At 66.9% G+C, this 17,422-nt stretch carries 19 protein-coding genes; 2 read left to right on the forward strand and 17 right to left on the reverse strand.

Annotated features, from left to right (window positions below; translation table 11 throughout):
* Positions 1-21: 21 nt before the first annotated feature.
* The 6 genes from HDC95_RS10965 to HDC95_RS10990 are packed head-to-tail and all read right to left on the reverse strand — an operon-like array spanning position 22 to position 4,489.
* Positions 22-558, reverse strand: a complete 537-nt coding sequence (locus HDC95_RS10965) for a hypothetical protein (protein WP_259063509.1) — start codon at positions 556-558, stop codon at positions 22-24.
* Entirely contained in the window at positions 555-1,817 is a 1,263-nt protein-coding gene (locus HDC95_RS10970) for a DUF58 domain-containing protein (RefSeq protein WP_259063510.1), read from the reverse strand. Before HDC95_RS10970 ends, HDC95_RS10965 begins: the two co-directional genes overlap by 4 nt.
* Entirely contained in the window at positions 1,814-2,788 is a 975-nt protein-coding gene (locus HDC95_RS10975) for a MoxR family ATPase (RefSeq protein WP_259063511.1), read from the reverse strand. The genes HDC95_RS10970 and HDC95_RS10975 overlap by 4 nt, the downstream gene beginning before the upstream one ends.
* The gene (locus HDC95_RS10980; protein ID WP_259063512.1) at positions 2,785-3,294 is read right to left on the reverse strand and encodes a hypothetical protein; all 510 of its coding nucleotides are present in this window, start codon (positions 3,292-3,294) and stop codon (positions 2,785-2,787) included. Before HDC95_RS10980 ends, HDC95_RS10975 begins: the two co-directional genes overlap by 4 nt.
* Positions 3,291-3,986: a DUF4129 domain-containing protein gene (locus tag HDC95_RS10985; protein ID WP_259063513.1), complete on the reverse strand. Its 696-nt coding sequence runs from the start codon at positions 3,984-3,986 to the stop codon at positions 3,291-3,293. Before HDC95_RS10985 ends, HDC95_RS10980 begins: the two co-directional genes overlap by 4 nt.
* A gap of 47 nt (positions 3,987-4,033) precedes the next feature.
* Positions 4,034-4,489 carry a MarR family winged helix-turn-helix transcriptional regulator gene (locus tag HDC95_RS10990; RefSeq protein WP_259063514.1) on the reverse strand — a complete coding sequence of 152 codons (456 nt, stop codon included), beginning with the start codon at positions 4,487-4,489 and terminating at the stop codon, positions 4,034-4,036.
* Positions 4,490-4,534: 45 nt separating this feature from the next.
* Here HDC95_RS10990 and HDC95_RS10995 point away from each other — a divergent pair, with 45 nt between their 5' ends.
* Positions 4,535-4,777 carry a hypothetical protein gene (locus tag HDC95_RS10995; RefSeq protein ID WP_259063515.1) on the forward strand — a complete coding sequence of 81 codons (243 nt, stop codon included), beginning with the start codon at positions 4,535-4,537 and terminating at the stop codon, positions 4,775-4,777.
* Positions 4,778-4,812: 35 nt separating this feature from the next.
* Here the strand turns inward: HDC95_RS10995 and HDC95_RS11000 are convergent, their stop codons facing one another.
* Together HDC95_RS11000 and uvrB are read right to left on the reverse strand one after the other, a co-directional pair.
* Positions 4,813-5,148 (reverse strand): DUF1801 domain-containing protein, encoded by a 336-nt coding sequence (locus HDC95_RS11000; RefSeq protein ID WP_259063516.1) that lies wholly within the window; start codon positions 5,146-5,148, stop codon positions 4,813-4,815.
* A gap of 8 nt (positions 5,149-5,156) precedes the next feature.
* Complete coding sequence (uvrB, locus tag HDC95_RS11005) at positions 5,157-7,232, reverse strand: excinuclease ABC subunit UvrB (protein WP_259063517.1); 2,076 nt, start codon at positions 7,230-7,232, stop codon at positions 5,157-5,159.
* Between the two features lie 88 nt (positions 7,233-7,320).
* Between uvrB and HDC95_RS11010 the strand changes: the two genes are divergently transcribed.
* On the forward strand, positions 7,321-7,917 hold the full coding sequence (locus HDC95_RS11010; protein ID WP_259063518.1) for a DUF4126 domain-containing protein: 597 nt from the start codon (positions 7,321-7,323) through the stop codon (positions 7,915-7,917).
* On the opposite strand, the gene HDC95_RS11015 is transcribed toward HDC95_RS11010, so the two are convergent.
* The 9 genes from HDC95_RS11015 to HDC95_RS11055 form a co-directional block, all read right to left on the reverse strand.
* Entirely contained in the window at positions 7,902-8,693 is a 792-nt protein-coding gene (locus HDC95_RS11015) for a GNAT family N-acetyltransferase (RefSeq protein ID WP_259063520.1), read from the reverse strand. The genes HDC95_RS11010 and HDC95_RS11015 overlap by 16 nt on opposite strands.
* Before the next feature lie 10 nt (positions 8,694-8,703).
* Positions 8,704-9,945, reverse strand: coding sequence for an MFS transporter (locus HDC95_RS11020; protein WP_259063521.1), 1,242 nt, complete (start codon positions 9,943-9,945; stop codon positions 8,704-8,706).
* Complete coding sequence (gene coaE / locus HDC95_RS11025) at positions 9,921-10,520, reverse strand: dephospho-CoA kinase (RefSeq protein WP_259063522.1); 600 nt, start codon at positions 10,518-10,520, stop codon at positions 9,921-9,923. Before coaE ends, HDC95_RS11020 begins: the two co-directional genes overlap by 25 nt.
* Positions 10,521-10,552: 32 nt before the next feature.
* Positions 10,553-11,068 (reverse strand): CoA-binding protein, encoded by a 516-nt coding sequence (locus HDC95_RS11030; protein WP_259063694.1) that lies wholly within the window; start codon positions 11,066-11,068, stop codon positions 10,553-10,555.
* 62 nt (positions 11,069-11,130) lie between these two features.
* Positions 11,131-12,435 carry an O-acetylhomoserine aminocarboxypropyltransferase/cysteine synthase family protein gene (locus tag HDC95_RS11035; protein WP_259063523.1) on the reverse strand — a complete coding sequence of 435 codons (1,305 nt, stop codon included), beginning with the start codon at positions 12,433-12,435 and terminating at the stop codon, positions 11,131-11,133.
* On the reverse strand, positions 12,432-14,444 hold the full coding sequence (gene acs, locus HDC95_RS11040; RefSeq protein ID WP_396652695.1) for an acetate--CoA ligase: 2,013 nt from the start codon (positions 14,442-14,444) through the stop codon (positions 12,432-12,434). The genes HDC95_RS11035 and acs overlap by 4 nt, the downstream gene beginning before the upstream one ends.
* The gene (locus HDC95_RS11045) at positions 14,435-15,295 is read right to left on the reverse strand and encodes an ABC transporter permease (RefSeq protein WP_259063526.1); all 861 of its coding nucleotides are present in this window, start codon (positions 15,293-15,295) and stop codon (positions 14,435-14,437) included. Before HDC95_RS11045 ends, acs begins: the two co-directional genes overlap by 10 nt.
* The gene (locus tag HDC95_RS11050) at positions 15,292-16,332 is read right to left on the reverse strand and encodes an aliphatic sulfonate ABC transporter substrate-binding protein (protein ID WP_259063527.1); all 1,041 of its coding nucleotides are present in this window, start codon (positions 16,330-16,332) and stop codon (positions 15,292-15,294) included. The genes HDC95_RS11045 and HDC95_RS11050 overlap by 4 nt, the downstream gene beginning before the upstream one ends.
* Complete coding sequence (locus HDC95_RS11055; protein ID WP_259063528.1) at positions 16,329-17,183, reverse strand: ABC transporter ATP-binding protein; 855 nt, start codon at positions 17,181-17,183, stop codon at positions 16,329-16,331. The genes HDC95_RS11050 and HDC95_RS11055 overlap by 4 nt, the downstream gene beginning before the upstream one ends.
* Between the last annotated feature and the right edge of the window lie 239 nt (positions 17,184-17,422).

Below are 17,422 nucleotides of genomic sequence, written 5' to 3' on the forward strand. Positions count from 1 at the left end.
AGGAACGCTCTCCCGCGGGTCTCACCCGCGCTTCATCCGCAGCAGGAACAGCACCACGAACACCGCCAGCGCGATCGCGCCAGCGATCGCCGCGCCTTCGACGGTGACTCCGCCGGAAGCCGGACCCCCGGGGAGGAACAGCACCATGACGAGCAGCGTCAGCGGCTGAGCGACGAGCTGGACCATCAGCAGACGCCGAAGCGTCGGCCGCAGCGCGGCGAGCACGACACGCCCCTGCCACGAGATGACGAACAGAAGCGAGGAGAAGGCATGGATGACGTGGACGACGAATACTGCGACCAGCGCCCGCCAGATGCTCGGTTCAGAAATCAGCATGCCCACCGCAAGGCAGCCGATGGCGAACCAGCCTCCGAATATCTGGGGCAGGAGGACGCCGAGCACGGCGGTCGCCACGGCGGCGATCTGCCACCCGACCACGGGGATCAGCATCAGTGCAGCGATCGCGACGAATGCGATGAACCCCAGGCGCAGCACCACCGCAGGCGCAGACGCATCGGTGCGGATCCAGTCGTTCCTCCGCATGGGGCCGCCGCTCATCGCCTCGACCTCGCTGTTCCGCGCATAGCTGCAGCGACATCCCCACGCCATGGGACGGTGTCGATCCCCGCGCCGGCGAGATCGTGCAGCACATCCTCTCGTTCGGCGAGCACAGTGCGCAGGGCCAACTGCTGTTCCATGGTCAGCCGCGTGCGGTCGAGCTCGGGAAGGACGTCGACCGCGACGACCCGGTGCCCCGAGGCCCGCCATGTCAGCGCGATATCGGATGCCGCGCCGTCGAAGAACGTGGACAGCACGAAGATGGCGGATCCGTGCGGCACGGGCGGCGTGCGACTGAACGGCACGTCCTCGCCGGTCTGCCCGGTCGCTGCGATCGCCGCATCCACCCTCGCCAGGTGACGGGTGCCTGCGCCGCTTCGAATGGAGCGACCGCCATGCACGAGCACGTGCAGCGCTACCCGATCACCGGCGTCGATGGCCGCCGCGGCAATGGATCTCGCCGCCTGACGGGCGAGATCGAGCGACGTCGCACCGCTGCGCTCGAAGTCGCCGCTCCCCCATGTCGCGACGACCGTTCCGAGTTCGTCGGCGGTGTCCATGGCGATGACGACGGACGCATCGCTCATGGCGTTCGTGCGCCGCACGAGCAGGTCGCCTGGACGACGCGCCATGCGTGCGGTCGCGCGCCAGTCCACTCGTCGCAGCTCATCACCAGGGACGAACTGGTGGATGTCGCGGAAGTCGCCCCCCTGCCCCTGACGCCGCCCCTCGTGATTGCCGTGCAGGCCTGTGAGTCGCGACGATAGCGGCAGAGCGGGCAGAGGGTGAGGCGTCGCCGCGATGTTGCGCACGGCCTCGACGACCGGGGACGCAGCGCCGAGTGCTGCCGCATCTTCGGAGAAGCCGCGCACGGATGCCTTCACCGCTGTGACCGGCCCCGAGTGAAGCGTGCGGCTGATGGAGATGATCGGCGCGGCGTTCACCGGAACGAGCAGTCGGCGATTGCGTCGCCCTGACTGGACGATGACCAGCTCAGCGGCCTCCGCATCGCCGGTGACGGTGACCTCCGTGTGGACGGTGCCCTCCGCCCCGGCCGGTATCGGCGTCAGCTCGACGACAGCCACATCATCGACGTCGCGACGCTGCAGCGCGGCGACGGTGAGCAGCGCAAGCGGTACACCCATCGCCACGATGTCCGGTCGCGATCCGAGCAGCCCGGCTCCGGCGAGCACGGCGGCGCCGATGAATCCGAGCACGACCGCAGGTCCTGCGCGGCGGCGGGCGGTCTTGACCGTCACACCGATGCACCCACCGTCGGCGGCACCGGTACCTTGCTGACAACGCCGGAGACGACATGCGCGGCATCTATCCCCTGTGCCCACGCCTGGGGTGTCAGTGTCAGACGATGCGCGAGAACGGGCACCGCGATCCGCTTGATGTCGTCGGGGCGCACGAACTCGCGTCCGTCGAGAGCTGCGAGTGCCCGGCCGAGAAGCATCAGAGCGAGAGAGCCGCGTGGTGAGGATCCGACCGAGACGTGCTGGGCGTTCCGCGTGGCTCGCGCGATATCGACGCAGTAGCGGGCGATGTCAGGATCGACATGGATGGCTTCGACGGCCTGCTGCAGCTCGAGGAGCAACGACGCCTTCAGAACCGGGTCGACATGTGTCGCCTCCTGCTGACGGAGTACTCGGTTCAGGAGGATCTGCGCCTCGCCTGATGCTTCGGGATAACCGACGGAGAGTCGCACCATGAAACGGTCGAGCTGCGCTTCCGGCAGCGCGTACGTGCCTTCGTACTCGATCGGGTTGGAGGTGGCGATCACGTGGAACGGCGCCGCGAGCGGGAAGCTGTTGCCCTCGACGGTGACCTGGCGTTCGGCCATCGCCTCGAGCATCGCCGACTGCGTCTTGGGAGTGGTGCGGTTGATCTCGTCAGCCAGCAGCAGCCCGGTGAAGATGGGGCCAGGACGAAACACGAACTCTCCCGTGTCCGGTTCGTACACGTAGGATCCGGTCACGTCCCCCGGCAACATGTCAGGCGTGCATTGCAGGCGACGGAACTCCAATCCGAGGGCTGCCGCCAGGCTGCGCGCGGCGAGAGTCTTACCCAGGCCCGGTACATCTTCGAAGAGCACATGACCACCGGCGAGGATCGTCGCAAGGGCGATCTCCACGGGATCGTCCATTCCGACGACCACTGTGCGCACGGCGGCAAGAATCCGAGCTCCGGTCTCGGCGATCGATGTCGTCTGCATCTCGGGCCTCATTGCTTCTCCTTGTTCGGATGACTGTTCGGCGGAAGGCTGTTCGGTGCCGGACTCGTCGGCGAAAGCCTGTCGATGGCAGCGAGTGCTTGTTCGAGCTCTCTGCGTGTGGTGCCGCGCCCCGCCAACCGCTGCCATGTCCCTGCGCCTGTGAGCGCTTCGATCCGGTCGGCGTGCGTCGGGTCACTCACGTCGACGCCATGGCGCTGCAAGCGATGGGAGAGGATCGCGCGCACTCGGCGGGTGATGAGCTCCCCCGCCATACCGGTACTCGGGTTCAGCGCCCACGCCATCCTGGAGATGTCCGTCCCGCGACGTTCCGGTCCGGCTTCGATCCGAGGGGCATCCATTCGCGGATCGTCCGGCATGACCAGCTGGGTGCACAGCACTAAAATGCCGGCAAGCACACCCCACGCGATCGCGAAGGCGGGCTCGACGCCGATCAAGGTGAAGACGAGCACAGCGCACGCACCGGCAACCGCTGCGACGATCATCCGTGTGCGGGTCATCGCCACCCCTCCTCGATGTGCTGCAGCGCCCGCCGCGCAATATCGCGATCGCGTTCGTCGGCGACGTGCCCTCCGAAGCGCACACGTTCGTAGAGTGCGAGCAGGTCGCGCGCAGCTTCCGATATCCCGGAACGTCGGGTGATGATGCGCAAGGCGAACTCCGAAGGCGTCTCACTCATGCCGCGAATCAATCCGGCATCCATCGCGCTCTCCTCAAGACCCACCCACGCCGCGATGATCGCGTCCCCGGGGATGGGTCGCTCCTCTATCGTGCGCAGCGCACCCTGGAGGCCACGACGGATGACCGGCGCCGAGACGTCGGACTCGGGGTCGGCAGCACCCTGCTCCTGCAGATCGAAGCTCGTGGCGACTCCCTCCTGCGTGCGCAGCGGACGATCATGCCACGCCCTCACCAAGGCACGCAGAACGAGCAGCAGGACGAGGATCAGCGCGATCACACCGAGTACGAGGAATATGACTCCGATGACCGCGCCGATGATCTCAGACTCCGGATTCTCCGGTATCGGCGTCATGCCCGGCATCGGAGTCTCTTGAATCATCGGTGGCATCGATGCCCCGCCGCGCGGCTCGGAAGGCGCGGGTTCGATCGACGGCGTGCCCTGGACAGAGGCCGCGATCATCATGATCAGAAAGAGTCCGACGACGCTGCCCGCTACTGCGAACCGTCTCATCCCGCGCGCCGATGCAGGATCGGCGACGGACAACTCATGCCTTCACCCTATGGTGTGCGCGCCGGCTCGATCGGAGCGCGACCCGCGAATGGGGACAAACCGTCGCGCAGGGCAGTCACCTGCTGAACGTCCATGTGCACCGCATCCATCACTTGATGTGGCACTTCCAGCGCCCTGCTGCGAAGCGCCCGACCGGCCTCGGTGAGACGGATGTCGAGGCGCCGCTCGTCTTCGCTGCTGCGCTCACGCGCGATCAGGCCGTCCTTCTCGAGGCGCTTGACCAACGGCGATGCGGTCGCCGGATCCATCGCGAGATCTGCGGCGAGGTCGTTGAGCGTGCGCGGCGATCGCTCCCAGAGGGCGAGCATCACGAGGTACTGCGGATGCGTCAGGCCGAGGGGCTCGAGGATAGGCCGATAGATCGCCACGACGTTGCGCGCTGCGGTCACCAAGGCGAAGCAGAGCTGGTTCTCGAGCTTGAGGAGATCGTCCGAATCCGTCACATCCCGATTATACCTATTGGGCTAATCATTAGTACACTAATGATTATGTCGAACCGTTCCGAACGAGTGCCGTTCCGCACACGCGTCCGCGAAGCGGGCGGGCTGTATCGCTGGTTCAACAAGACCCTCATCCGCCTGGCGGGACCGGCCGCGGTCGGCCCCTATGAGGCCACCCCTCCCCCTTCTGCCGCCCAACGCGCCGAACGCGCGTGTCCCCTGTGCGGCCGCCCCATGACTGAGCACGAGATCGACCGGTCCGGTCCGAAACCTCTCATGCACTGCCCGTGACTGGCAACGCCCCGAGGGCTTGAGTCCGTCGACAGCTAAGCGCCTGAGCTCTCCCGTGCAGCGTCGATCCATGACATCAGCGCATCATCGTCCTCGATGGCCGTCGGCGCGACGTCCAGCCAACTCGGTCCCATCGTCTTCGCACCCATCACGGCAACTGAGACGCCAGGCTCGGTCAGCAGCGCAACTCCCCTCTCCTCAGTGACGCGCACGAGGAGAACACCTTCTTTGCGTGTACCGACGAGGATACGACCGTGCAGCAGGAATGCGCGCGTGCCGAACATCCGCTTCTCCTCGAGTCCAGGCTCTGACATCAGCAGCGCTCGGACCCGGTCGGCGAGTTCAGTGGCGGCGGCGTCCGTGCTCGACATCACCACTCCTACGCGTGCCCGGCGCGTTCCATGGCGCGCAGTTCTTTCTTGAGATCCTGCACCTCGTCGCGGAGCCGGCCGGCAAGTTCGAACTTCAGCTCCGCCGCCGCGGCGAGCATCTGATCGGACAGGTCCTTGATCATGTCCTCCAGCTGCTCGGCGCCCTCGGCTGCGATGCCCTCTCGACGCAGCTGAGGTGTGGGGCTCTTGCCACGGCCGGACTTCGTCCTGTTCTTGCTTCGCAGCAGGTCTTCGGTGTCTGACGCCTCACGGGCCAGCACGTCGGTGATGTCGGCGATGCGTTTGCGCAGCGGCTGCGGGTCGATGCCGCGTTCTTTGTTGTACGCGACCTGCTTCTCGCGGCGACGATCGGTCTCCTCGATGGCCTTCGCCATCGAGTCGGTGATCCGGTCGGCGTACATGTGCACCTGGCCGGACACGTTTCGGGCCGCACGCCCGATCGTCTGGATGAGAGACGTTCCGGAGCGCAGGAACCCCTCTTTGTCAGCATCCAGAATCGCGACCAACGACACCTCGGGGAGGTCGAGACCCTCGCGCAACAGGTTGATGCCGACCAGCACGTCGTACACGCCGGAGCGAAGTTCGCTGAGCAGCTCGACCCGTCGGAGCGTGTCGACGTCGGAGTGAAGGTACCTCACCCGCACGCCGTGCTCGCCCAGGAAGTCGGTGAGCTCTTCTGCCATCTTCTTCGTCAGCGTCGTGACGAGAACACGCTCATCACGACCCGCACGCAGCCTGATCTCTTCCAGCAGATCGTCGATCTGGCCCTTGGACGGCTTGACGATGATCTCCGGGTCGACGAGTCCGGTCGGACGGATGATCTGCTCGACCACACCGTCGGCGATGCCCATCTCGTACTTGCCAGGCGTCGCCGAGAGGTAGACCGTCTGACCGATGCGGTTCTTGAACTCGTCGAACCGCAACGGCCGGTTGTCCATCGCGCTGGGCAGGCGGAAGCCGTGGTCGACCAGAGTGCGCTTGCGCGACGCATCGCCCTCGTACATGGCGCCGATCTGCGGCACCGTCACGTGCGACTCGTCGATCACCATGAGGAAGTCGTCGGGGAAGAAGTCGAGCAAGGTGTGCGGTGGCTCGCCGGGCTCGCGGCCGTCCATGTGGCGGGAGTAGTTCTCGATGCCGGAGCAGAATCCGAGTTGCTGCAGCATCTCGAGATCGAAAGAGGTGCGCATGCGCAGTCGCTGGGCCTCGAGCAGTTTGCCCTGACGCTCGAACTCCTTCAGTCGCTCGGCCAGTTCGTCCTCGATCGTGCCGATCGCGCGCTGCACGACATCGGTGCCTGCGACGTAGTGGGATGCGGGGAAGATCGGCACCGCGTCGAGCTTCTCGATGACGTCACCGGTCAGTGGATGCAGCGTGTAGAGGGCTTCGATCTCGTCGCCGAACAGCTCGATGCGGATCGCGTGCTCTTCATAGACGGGGATGATCTCGATCGTGTCACCGCGCACCCGGAAGTTGCCGCGGGAGAAGTCGACGTCGTTGCGGTTGTACTGCATCGCGATGAACTGGCGGATCAGGGCATCGCGGTCGTAGCGCTCACCCACCTGCAGGGCGACCATCGCACGCAGATACTCCTCCGGCGCACCGAGGCCGTAGATGCACGACACCGTGGACACCACGACCACGTCACGCCGCGACAGGAGCGAATTGGTCGTGGAGTGACGCAGACGCTCGACCTCGGCGTTGACCGAGGAGTCCTTCTCGATGAAGGTGTCGGTCTGCGGTACGTAGGCCTCTGGCTGGTAATAGTCGTAGTACGAGACGAAGTACTCCACCGCGTTGTTCGGCATGAGCTCTCTGAACTCGTTCGCCAGCTGAGCGGCGAGAGTCTTGTTGTGCGCCAGAACCAGCGTCGGTCGCTGCACCTGCTCGACGAGCCAGGCTGTCGTCGCAGATTTTCCGGTACCGGTGGCGCCGAGCAGCACGACGTCGGTCTCGCCGGCGTTGATGCGCGATGCCAGATCGGCGATCGCTTGCGGCTGGTCACCCGCCGGCTCGTACTCGCTGATCACCTCGAAGGGACGGACACTGCGCGTGGGTTGCATGTCTCAAGCGTATGCGGAGCCTCAGACATCGGGGTCGCCGACTGTGCACTCGGGCGGGCGCTCGACGTCATCGCCCTATAGTGGGGCCGTGATCGAGTTCCTGATCGGCTCCAGTCTCGCGGCATCGGCCGGGCTGAACGCCTGGATGCCGCTCTTCCTGCTCGGTCTCGCCGACCGATTCCTTCCGGCGGTGAACCTTCCTTCCGGCTGGTCCTGGATCTCCAGCGACATCGCCCTCTGGATTCTCGGCGCCCTGCTGCTCCTCGAAGTCGTCGCCGACAAGATCCCCGCGCTCGATTCGATCAACGATGTCGTCCAGAGCGTGCTCCGTCCGGCCTCAGGCGGCATCGTGTTCGGCGCGGGCGCGAGCTCGGAGACGGTCGCCGTCGACGACCCTTCGTCGTTCTTCTCAGAGAACACCTGGGTGCCGATCGTCACGGGCATCGCGATCGCCCTGATCGTGCACGTCGTCAAGGCCACCGCGCGTGTGACGGCGAACACCGTCACCGGCGGACTCGCGGCCCCGGTGCTCAGCACGGCCGAGGACGGCGCATCGTTCCTGCTCGCCGCGCTCGCGATCATCTTTCCTGTGCTGGCCGGCCTTCTCCTGATCGGCCTGATCGTCGCGGTCGTGCTGTTCTTCCGGCGACGCAGACAGCAGTCAGCGGCTCAGACCGACGGCTGACGGAGAATGTACGGTGTGGTCGTGGACACCTTGATCAGTCCTGATCGCTCGAGGATCGGTCGGGACAGGTCGGTGCAATCCGCATTCACGTACCTCTTTCCCTGCAGCAGCGCGGAACGCGCGCGTCTGGCTGTCAGCGCACGATAGATGCCGCGGCCACGCCACTGCGGCAGGGTCGCTCCGCCCCAGAGGCCGGCGAAGTCGGTGTCCGGCACGGGCTCCAGTCGTCCGGCGCTCACGACGTCACCGTCCACGAGCGCGATCCATAATCCTGTGTCGGAGCCCGCCGACCACTCCGCCAGGGTCGCCTCCGCGCGTGCCCGCCATTCGGCGTCGGCGAAGACAGAGCCCCGCATCTCCTCCATCGCCCAGATCTCCGCCGCGTCGCGCACTGGGCGGATCTCCACCCCGGCGGGGACCCGCACCTCCTGAGCAAGCAGCGCGGCCTCGCCGATCATGATGGACTCCGGTTCTTCGGGCGCGAAGCCACGGGAGATGAGAGCCTCGTGCAGTCCGGGCGCGACATCGTGCGCCCGTGTCTTCCACTCGATGACCTTGACGTCGGAACGAGCGTCGAAGTGTTCCACGGCGGCATCGACGAGTTCAGCGATCTCGTCTTCGCCGGCGCCATCGAGGGACTCGTAGGTGACGAAGCCGCGTCCGCCGGGGAAGAGAGCGAACCACAACGGCCCGTGGCTTCCGGTGCTCGATTGACGCAACATCTCCGCTGAGGTGCGCAGTTGGGAGTCGTAGGCGTTGAGGAGGGTGTGATGCACGGGCTCGAGTCTAGGCATCCATTGCTCGATCGGATCTCAACAGCACCGCCGCGATGATCGCAGCGACCACCCCCATGGCGATCACCGTTCCGAGGAACCACGCCCAGCCCGCCTGGCCGAACACCACGCCCAGCGCCCATCCGAACAGACTCGACCCTGCGTAGTAGGCGAAGTAGTACAGCGACGGCGCCTGGGCGCGGCTCGACGGCTCAGCGAGGACGGGCGCCCAGCTCGACGCGATCGCGTGCGCACCGAAGAAACCGCCGGTGAACACGACGAGGCCGACGAGGATGACGATCGGCACGGTGACGTACATCAGGGCCGCCCCACCGACGAAGAGTCCGATCGCCCCGATCAGCACAGCGCGGCGTCCGTGCCGCGCAGCCAGAGCCCCTGCCCACGGCGATGACACGGTGCCGGCCAGATAGGCGAGGAACAGCAGCGTCACCAACCAGACCGGCAACAAGAACGGCGGCGCGATGAGGTGGAACCCGAGATAGTTGTACACAGCGACGAACGCGCCCATGAGTAAGAAACCCTGCGCGTACAGTGCGAGCAGACGCGGCGAACGCAGCGCGCGGATGAGGCGCGCGACCATGCCGGGTCCGGCATCCGCTCGCCTCCGCCCCGGCACGAACCTCCGTGCGCGGGGCACGAGCCAGAGGAAGAGAACTGCGGCGGCGGTGCACAGCACCGTGACGCTCCACACGCCGATGCGCCAGTCGAACGCTTCGCCGATCGGGCCCGCGACCAGTCGCCCCGCGAGTCCGCCGACGGTCGTTCCTGCGGTGTAGCTGCCGGCGGCAGCCGCGACATGTCGCGCGTGAACCTCCTCACTGAGGTACGCGAGCGCCACCGCGGGCACGGCGCCGAGGGCGAGCCCTTCGCCGAGGCGCAGTGCCAGCAGCAGGGCGATCTCGGTGCTCAGCGGTGCCGCGAGCCCGAACGCGGTGGCGGCGATGATGCCGATCGCCATCGCGGGTATCCGCCCGATCCGATCGGCGACGAGCGACCAGGGGATCACGGCCACGCCGATCCCGAGCGTAGCGGCAGAGACCGTCAGTGCCGCGGTCGCCGCCGGTACGTCGAGATCGGTGGCGACCTGCGGCAGCACCGCCTGCAGCGAATACAGCTGGGCGAACGTCGCGACACCCGCGAAGAAGAGTCCGGCGATCAGCCGCCGATACGACCGTGTGCGAGGGATGTGACCCGCGAAGTCCTCTGGGCTCACTCCCCCGTCAGCCGCTGCCAAAGCGCATCCACCTGCTGATCGGTCTGTTCCATCGACCCGGCGGTGTCGATCACGACATCCGCGATCGTGAGCCGCTTCTCATCCGAAACCTGGGCGTCGATGCGGTTCTGCGCTTCTTCCGGCTGCATTCCGCGCAACTCGATCAGACGGCGCCGCCGCTCTTCGGCCGGTGCATGCGCGACGACGATCAGGTCCCAGTGGTCGTCCACCCGCGCTTCGACGAGCAGCGGCACGTCGTAGACGACCACGGCTTCCGGGTTCTCGGCGAATGCGGCTTCGAACCGGCGCTGCGACTCGCGTCGCACGGCAGGGTGCACGATGGCGTTCAGCCGTGCCAGCGCGTCGGGTTCTGAGAACACCCGCGCACCGAGCGCAGCACGATCCAGCGCCCCCGACGAATCGATCAGGTCGTCGCCGAACGCCGCGGCGATCTCGCCGAGCACCGGCGTGCCTGGTGCCTGCACGTCGCGCACGATCTGATCCGCATCGACCACCACTGCCCCGAATGATTCGAGCCGGCGGGCGATCGTGGACTTTCCGGAGGCGATTCCACCGGTCAGCGCGATGAGAGGCATGCCGTCAGTCTATGGTTCGAGCAGCCGACGGCTCAGCGCGCGAGCACCTGTCGTCTGGAGCTGATCACGCCGGTGTCGAAGCCTGCCAGATGCAGTCCGCCGTGGAATCGCGCGTGTTCGATCTTGATGCAGCGGTCCATCACGACGGACAGCCCGGCGGCTTCCGCGAGCGACGCGGCCTGCTCATTCCATGAACCGAGCTGGAGCCACAGCGTCGCAGCTCCCACGTCGATGGCCTCCTGTGCGACACCGGGAAGGTCATCGTGCTTGCGGAACACGTCCACGATGTCGGGCACGACCGGCAGGTCGGCGAGCGACGCGTACACCGGCTGTCCCAGGATCTCCGTCTCGCGCGGGTTCACGAGATACACGTCGTACGGCGAGCTGGAGAGCAGGTATGTCGTCACGAAATACGACGCGCGCGCGGGATTGTTGGATGCCCCGACGATCGCGACCGACTTCGATCGGCGCAGCAGCGCAAAACGCTCCTGCTGGTTCGGACCGATCCATGTGCGCTCGGATGCTGCATCGGCTGGCGCTCCGGGCAGCGCACAAGCGACAGCATCCGTGGGAGTCGGAAGCGCGCAGGAATCCACGGTAGTCGAAGTACTCAACGGGTCGCTCCTGTCGCTGCGGTGAGAGCCTGATCGAGATCCCAGATGATGTCATCCGCGTCTTCCAGGCCGACCGAGATGCGGATCAGGTCGGGTCGCACGCCGGCTGCCTCGAGCTGCGGGCCCGTGAGCTGACGGTGGGTCGTGGATGCCGGGTGGATGACGAGTGTGCGCGCATCGCCGATGTTCGCGAGGTGCGAGGCGAGCTGCAGGTTCTCGATGACGGCCTCCCCCGCCGCGCGCCCGTCATCCGCTGCGACGCCGAAGGCGAACACCGAACCGGGCCCGAGCGGAAGATACTTCGCCGCTCGCCCATGGTGCGGATGCGCTTCCAATCCGGCCCACGTGACGTACGACACCCGAGGGTCCGCATCCAGCCACTCGGCGATGATCCGCGCGTTCGCGAGATGGGCGTCGATGCGCTGTGGGAGCGTCTCAACGCCCTGCAGCAGGTTGAACGCCGATTGCGGGCTGAGGGCGGGACCGATGTCGCGCAGCTGCTCGGAACGGAGCTTCGTGAGGAACCCGTACTCGCCGAAGTTGTCCCACCACTTGATGCCGCCGTACGACTCGACCGGCTCGGTCATCTGGGGGAACTTCCCGCTACCCCAGTCGAACGTGCCCTTCTCGATCACGATGCCGCCGAGCGTCGTGCCGTGCCCGCCGAGGAACTTCGTCACAGAGTGGATCACGATGTCGGCGCCGTGCTCGAGTGGCCGTGCGAGATACGGCGTGGCGAGTGTCGCGTCGACCACGAGCGGCACGTCGGCCTCATGGGCGACCGCCGCGAGACCCTCGATGTCGGCGATCTCACCGGACGGATTGCCGATCATCTCGACGTAGACGACCTTGGTCTCGGGACGGATCGCCGCTGCGAAATCGGCGGGATCGCTCGACGGTACGAACGTCGTCTCGACGCCGAAGCGCCGCAGCGTCACATCCAGCTGGGTGACGGTGCCACCGTAGAGCTGCGCGGAGGCGACGACGTGATCGCCCGCGCCGACGAGGGCGGCGAACGTGATGAACTCCGCGCTCATGCCGGATGCCGTGGCCACCGCCCCGATACCGCCTTCGAGTGATGCGAGCCGCTCCTCGAGAGCCGCGACTGTGGGGTTGCCGATGCGCGAATAGATGTTGCCGTACTTCTGCAGGGCGAAGAGGTTGCCGGCATCCGTCGCGTCATCGAAGACGAACGACGTCGTCTGATAGATCGGCACGGCGCGGGCGCCAGTGGATGCGTCGGGCGTGCCGCCCGCGTGGAGTGCTCGGGTGCGGAACCCGAAGCGGTGCTCTTGCGTCATGATGTCCTCGATTGGGCCGCGGCCAGCACGTCGGCGATACCGTCGACGGCCCACGGGTTCTGCAGTGATGTCGTGTCTCCGAGCGCCTTCGGCTCACGGCCGGCGCGTCGATCCTGTTCAGCCTCCCACAGCTGCGCGAGCAGGCGGCGCATGATCTTGCCCGAACGCGTCTTGGGAAGATCATGAACGACGATGATGTGCTTCGGCTTGGCGACCGGTCCGATCGCGACCGCGACCTGGTCGCGCAAAGCGGATGCCGTCACCGCTGCCGCACCGGACGGCGTCACGAATGCGACCACCGCCTGGCCGGTCACCGGATCGGGCACGCCTGCGGTGCCGGCCTCCCCCACGCTCTCGTGCGCGACGAGGGCTGATTCGATCTCGATCGTGGAGAGGCGGTGACCGGAGACGTTCACGACATCGTCGAGGCGTCCGAGAATCCAGATGTGTCCGTCGGCATCCTTGGTCGCACCGTCACCGGCGACGTAGTAGCCACCGAAATCGCCGTGGCCGGCGTACGCCGACCAGTACGAGTCGCGGTAGCGCTGCGGGTCGCCCCAGACGGTCCGCGCCGTCCCCGGCCATGGTCGGCGCACGACCAGCGTCCCGGAGCGCCCTGGTGCGACCTCTTCACCATGCTCGTCGACCACGGTCGCGTCGATGCCCGGCAGCGGCACAGTGGCGGATCCGGGCTTGAGCGTCGTGATGCCGGGCAGCGGCGCGATCATCGCTGCTCCTGTTTCGGACTGCCACCAGGTGTCGACGATCGGCAGCTCATCACGACCGAAATTGCGGCGGAACCAGATCCACGCCTCCGGGTTGATCGCCTCTCCGACTGTGCCGAGCAGACGCAGGCTGGACAGGTCGTGCCCGGCGGGGAGATCCGCTCCGAACCATGTCATGAAGGTACGGATCAATGTGGGCGCGGTGTAGTACACCGTCACGCCATAGCGTTCGATGATCTCGAGGTGCCGCTCCCGGTGCGGTGTGTCCGGCGTGCCCTCGTAGATGACCTGGGTGAGGCCATTCGTGAGCGGCCCATAGATCTCGTAGGTGTGGGCGGTGACCCAGGCCAGATCTGCGGTGCACCAGTGCACGTCATCCGCCTTGGCATCGAAGTGCGCCCAGTGCGCCCAGCTCGTATGCGTCAGGTAGCCGCCGGAGGTGTGGACGAGGCCCTTCGGCTTTCCCGTGGTGCCGGACGTGTAGATGATGAAGAGCGGATGCTCGGCGTCGAACGGCTGCGCCTCATGCTCAGTCGAGGCGGTGTCGACGACGTCATGCCACCAGACGTCACGTCCCTCGGACCAGGGGACGTCCTGACCGGTGCGGCGCAGCACGAGCACGTGCTCCAGGTCTGGCAGGTCAGCGGCTGCGACGTCTGCGGTCGACTTGACCTCGGTGGAAGTGCCTCTGCGGAACTGGCCGTCACTCGTGACGAGCAGCTTCGCGCCGGTGTCCTGAAGCCGGAAGCGCACGGCCTCTGCCGAGAAGCCCCCGAACACCAGCGAGTGCACGGCGCCGATACGCGCGCACGCGAGTGTGATCACGATCGTCTCGACGAGCACCGGGAGGTAGATCACGACGCGGTCGCCGGGCTCGATGCCGAGCGCGAGCAGGGCGTTGGCGGCCTGCGAGACGCGCCGCTGCAGATCGGCGTAGGTCACGGTGGTGCGGTCGCCCGGCTCGCCTTCGAAGTGGAGGGCGACCTTGTCGCCGCGGCCGGCCACGACGTGACGGTCGACGCAGTTGTACGCGACGTTGAGCTTCCCGCCGACGAACCAGCGCGCGGCCGGGATCGCGCCGTCGGTCGGCGGCTCCCACTCATGCGCGGTGCGCCACGGCTCGGCCCAGTCGAGCCGTGCGGCAGCACGCTCCCAGAAGCCGGTGGGATCGGCATCCGCCTCGGCGTAGATCTCTGCCGTGACGTTCGCCTGCGCGGTGAATCCGGCCGGAGGCGCGTACTCGCGCGTCTCCAGCAGTCGTGCTTCAGTCACCCTCACGCCCACTTCTTGAGCAGGTGCTTCTCGACCAGCGCGAGAATCCCGTTCGTGATCGTCCCGAGCAGTGCGAGCAGCACGATCGACAGCAGGATGCGATCGACGCGGCCGCTGTTCTGCGAGTCGGTGAGCATGAACCCGAGCCCCATCGACGAGGCGATGAGCTCGGCGGCGACGAGGAACAGCCATGCCTGTGCAAGTGCGAGCCGTAGCCCCGAGATCACCGAGGGCACGACGGCAGGGAGCTGCACCGTGCGGAACAGCGACCATCCGCGCAGGCTGAATGAACGCCCTGCTTCGACCAGCTGAGGGTCGACGTGTCGTAGCGCCGAGGCGACCGTCGTGTACACCGGGAAGAACGCGCCGATCGCGATCAGCGTGACCTTCGACTCCTCGCCGATCTGCAGCCACAGGATGAGCAGCGGCACCCAGGCGAGCGAAGGCACGGCACGGAGGGCTGCGAGGGTCGGGCTGAGGAGCACGTCGCCGAGGCGGGACAGCCCGACGACTCCCGCCGCAGCGAGGCCGATCACGGAGCCGATCGCGAATCCCAGCAGCACGCGCTGCACCGAGATCGCGATGTGCGTCCAGAGCTGGCCGGCCTCGGCCAGTTCGACGCCCGCGGTGAACACAGATGCCGGCGTGGGAAGGCGGTACGGCGGCACAAGGCCGCTCGTGGTGACGACGTGCCATGCGACGAGGATAATGACGGGCAGGATCAGCCCGGCGGCCACACGGACGCCGGTGCGGTCCCAGATGCCTCTAGGAACGGCATCCGTCCGCCGGCGCTCCCCCTTGGCGAAATCGAGGGCATCCCGCGAATCCGCCGGCACGACGACTCGCTGGTCCGGAATGATCATTCGCCCTTGGCCGCCTTCTCGGCGAAGGTGGCGTTCACGATCGTCTCGAGCGCCTTGTCGACGGATGCCTGGCCGCCCTGCACATCGCCGGAGTCGACGAGCACCGGAGCGATCTTCTCGAGCACCTCGATCTGCGCGACGCCCGGGATGCCGTTCACATCGAGGTTCGAGCGCTCTTCGATCACGGTCGTCGCGACCTCGATGTCGATTCCTGCGACCTCGGCGAGCAGAGCAGCGGTCTCTTCGGGGTTCTCGAGCGCCCAGGCGCGCGCCTGCTCGTAGGCGTCGACGACGGCCTGTGCGAGGTCGGCGTGGTTGTCGATGAAGTCCTCGGTGGCGTTGAGGAAGCCGTAGGTGTTGAAGTCGACGTTGCGGTAGATGAGCTGGTCGCCCGATTCGACCTCAGCGGCAGCCATGATCGGGTCAAGGCCTGCCCACGCGTCGACAGAACCGCCGTCGAGGGCCGCGCGACCGTCGGCGTGCTGCAGGTTCTGCACCTCGACGTCTTCGAGCGAGAGGCCGCCCTCTTCAAGTGCCTGCAGCAGGAAGAAGTACGGGTCGGTGCCCTTGGTCGCGGCGATCGAGGTGCCGGCGAGGTCCTCGAGCGAGGTGATGCCGCTGTCGGGTCCGACGACGATGGCCGACCACTCGGGCTGCGAGTAGATGTCGATGACCTGAATGGGCGAGCCATTGGCACGTGCGAGCAGCGCCGCCGAGCCGGCCGTCGAGCCGACATCGACCGAGCCGGAGCGCAGCAGTTCGTTGGCCTTGTTGGAACCGGCGGACTGAACCCATTCGACCTCGACGTCGCCGCCGAGGATGTCTTCGAGGATGCCCTGATCTTTGATCACGAGGCTGAGCGGGTTGTAGGTCGCGAAGTCGACCGTGAGCGTGTCGGAGGACCACTCGCCCGTTGCGGTGGAGTCATCGGGTGCTGAGGCGTCGGCGTTTTCTCCGGCGATGCAGCCGGTGGCGACGAGCATCATCGTTCCGGCGATGGCGATCGCAGGGACGATTCGGCGGGTGATGATGCTCATCGGGTCTCCTCGGTGGAAATGCGGTGGTGGGTATCGACGCCGAGTCCTTCGAGAAGGTCGGCGCGAAGGTCTGCGAGGCCGCGATCGGCGCGGTCACGCGGGCGGATGCCCGGCACTGTGATGGTGCGTGCGACGGATGTCGCGTTCGTGCCTGTCTCACCGACGAGCGAGCGCAGCAGCAGCACGCGGTCGGCGAGGTACAGGGCCTCCTCCACGTCATGTGTGACGAGGAGGACAGTGGTGGGCTCGGCAGCATGGATGTCGAGCAGAAGGTCCTGCATCCGCAGCCTCGTCAGCGCGTCGAGCGCACCGAACGGCTCGTCGAGCAGGAGAACGCCGGGGTTGCGTGCCAGGGCGCGGGCGAGCGAGGCGCGCTGCGCCATCCCTCCCGACACTTCACGAGGATGCTGGTCGGCCGCGTGGTCTAGGCCGACCAGATGCAGCAGTTCGCGCACGCGTTCGCGTCCCTCGCGGCGTCGGGTACCGCGAGGCAGACCGAGCTCGACGTTCTGTGCGAGCGTGCGCCACGGCAGCAGCCGGGGTTCCTGGAACGCGATGGCCGTGCGTTCGTCGGTGTCGGTGACTCCGGTGCCATCGAGGCTGATGCGTCCGTTCGTCGGCGCATCCAGACCTCCGACGAGACGAAGGAGCGTCGACTTGCCACAGCCCGACGGTCCGACCACCGCGACGATCTCCCCGGCCGCCAGTTCGACGTCGACCCCGCGCAGCACTTCGCGCCGCCCCGCCGGCATGGCGAATCCGCGCTCGACGTTCTCGAGGCGCACGGCATTCGCGGCACCCAGGGCGAGCGGGGCGCTGCCGGTGCGCGGAGCAAGGAGTGCGGAGGACATACCCCCATCGTCCCGGAGGCGCATCCATGTTACGAAAGCGAGCGTAATGTTCCGTCACACCGGCCCCGGCATCCGCGCCACGCTCGCGCGTTTGCTGCCCGCGGGAGCTTTTCGCACGCGGAATCAGCGTCGCCCTCGTGCGATTGCCGCCCATGGGAGCTTCTCGCACGCTCTCAGCTCGCCTCCGGTGCGAAAACCTCCCGCCGACGCGCGGGAACCGAGGCAGCGGCAGGCGTCAA

The organism is Microbacterium sp. AK031 (assembly GCF_024807145.1).
Taxonomy (GTDB): Bacteria; Actinomycetota; Actinomycetes; order Actinomycetales; family Microbacteriaceae; genus Microbacterium.

What these genes read in the sequence shown, in the direction of transcription:
- HDC95_RS11000 (WP_259063516.1), bottom strand. Translation starts at nt 5,148, where the DNA reads ATGTCGAGCACGGACGCCGCCGCCACTGAACTCGCCGACCGGGTCCGA.
- HDC95_RS10975 (WP_259063511.1), bottom strand. Translation starts at nt 2,788, where the DNA reads ATGAGGCCCGAGATGCAGACGACATCGATCGCCGAGACCGGAGCTCGG.
- HDC95_RS11035 (WP_259063523.1), bottom strand. Translation starts at nt 12,435, where the DNA reads ATGACGCAAGAGCACCGCTTCGGGTTCCGCACCCGAGCACTCCACGCG.
- HDC95_RS11055 (WP_259063528.1), bottom strand. Translation starts at nt 17,183, where the DNA reads ATGTCCTCCGCACTCCTTGCTCCGCGCACCGGCAGCGCCCCGCTCGCC.
- HDC95_RS11045 (WP_259063526.1), bottom strand. Translation starts at nt 15,295, where the DNA reads ATGATCATTCCGGACCAGCGAGTCGTCGTGCCGGCGGATTCGCGGGAT.
- uvrB (WP_259063517.1), bottom strand. Translation starts at nt 7,232, where the DNA reads ATGCAACCCACGCGCAGTGTCCGTCCCTTCGAGGTGATCAGCGAGTAC.
- HDC95_RS11050 (WP_259063527.1), bottom strand. Translation starts at nt 16,332, where the DNA reads ATGAGCATCATCACCCGCCGAATCGTCCCTGCGATCGCCATCGCCGGA.
- HDC95_RS10995 (WP_259063515.1), top strand. Translation starts at nt 4,535, where the DNA reads ATGTCGAACCGTTCCGAACGAGTGCCGTTCCGCACACGCGTCCGCGAA.
- HDC95_RS10965 (WP_259063509.1), bottom strand. Translation starts at nt 558, where the DNA reads ATGAGCGGCGGCCCCATGCGGAGGAACGACTGGATCCGCACCGATGCG.
- HDC95_RS10985 (WP_259063513.1), bottom strand. Translation starts at nt 3,986, where the DNA reads ATGAGACGGTTCGCAGTAGCGGGCAGCGTCGTCGGACTCTTTCTGATC.
- HDC95_RS10980 (WP_259063512.1), bottom strand. Translation starts at nt 3,294, where the DNA reads ATGACCCGCACACGGATGATCGTCGCAGCGGTTGCCGGTGCGTGCGCT.
- coaE (WP_259063522.1), bottom strand. Translation starts at nt 10,520, where the DNA reads ATGCCTCTCATCGCGCTGACCGGTGGAATCGCCTCCGGAAAGTCCACG.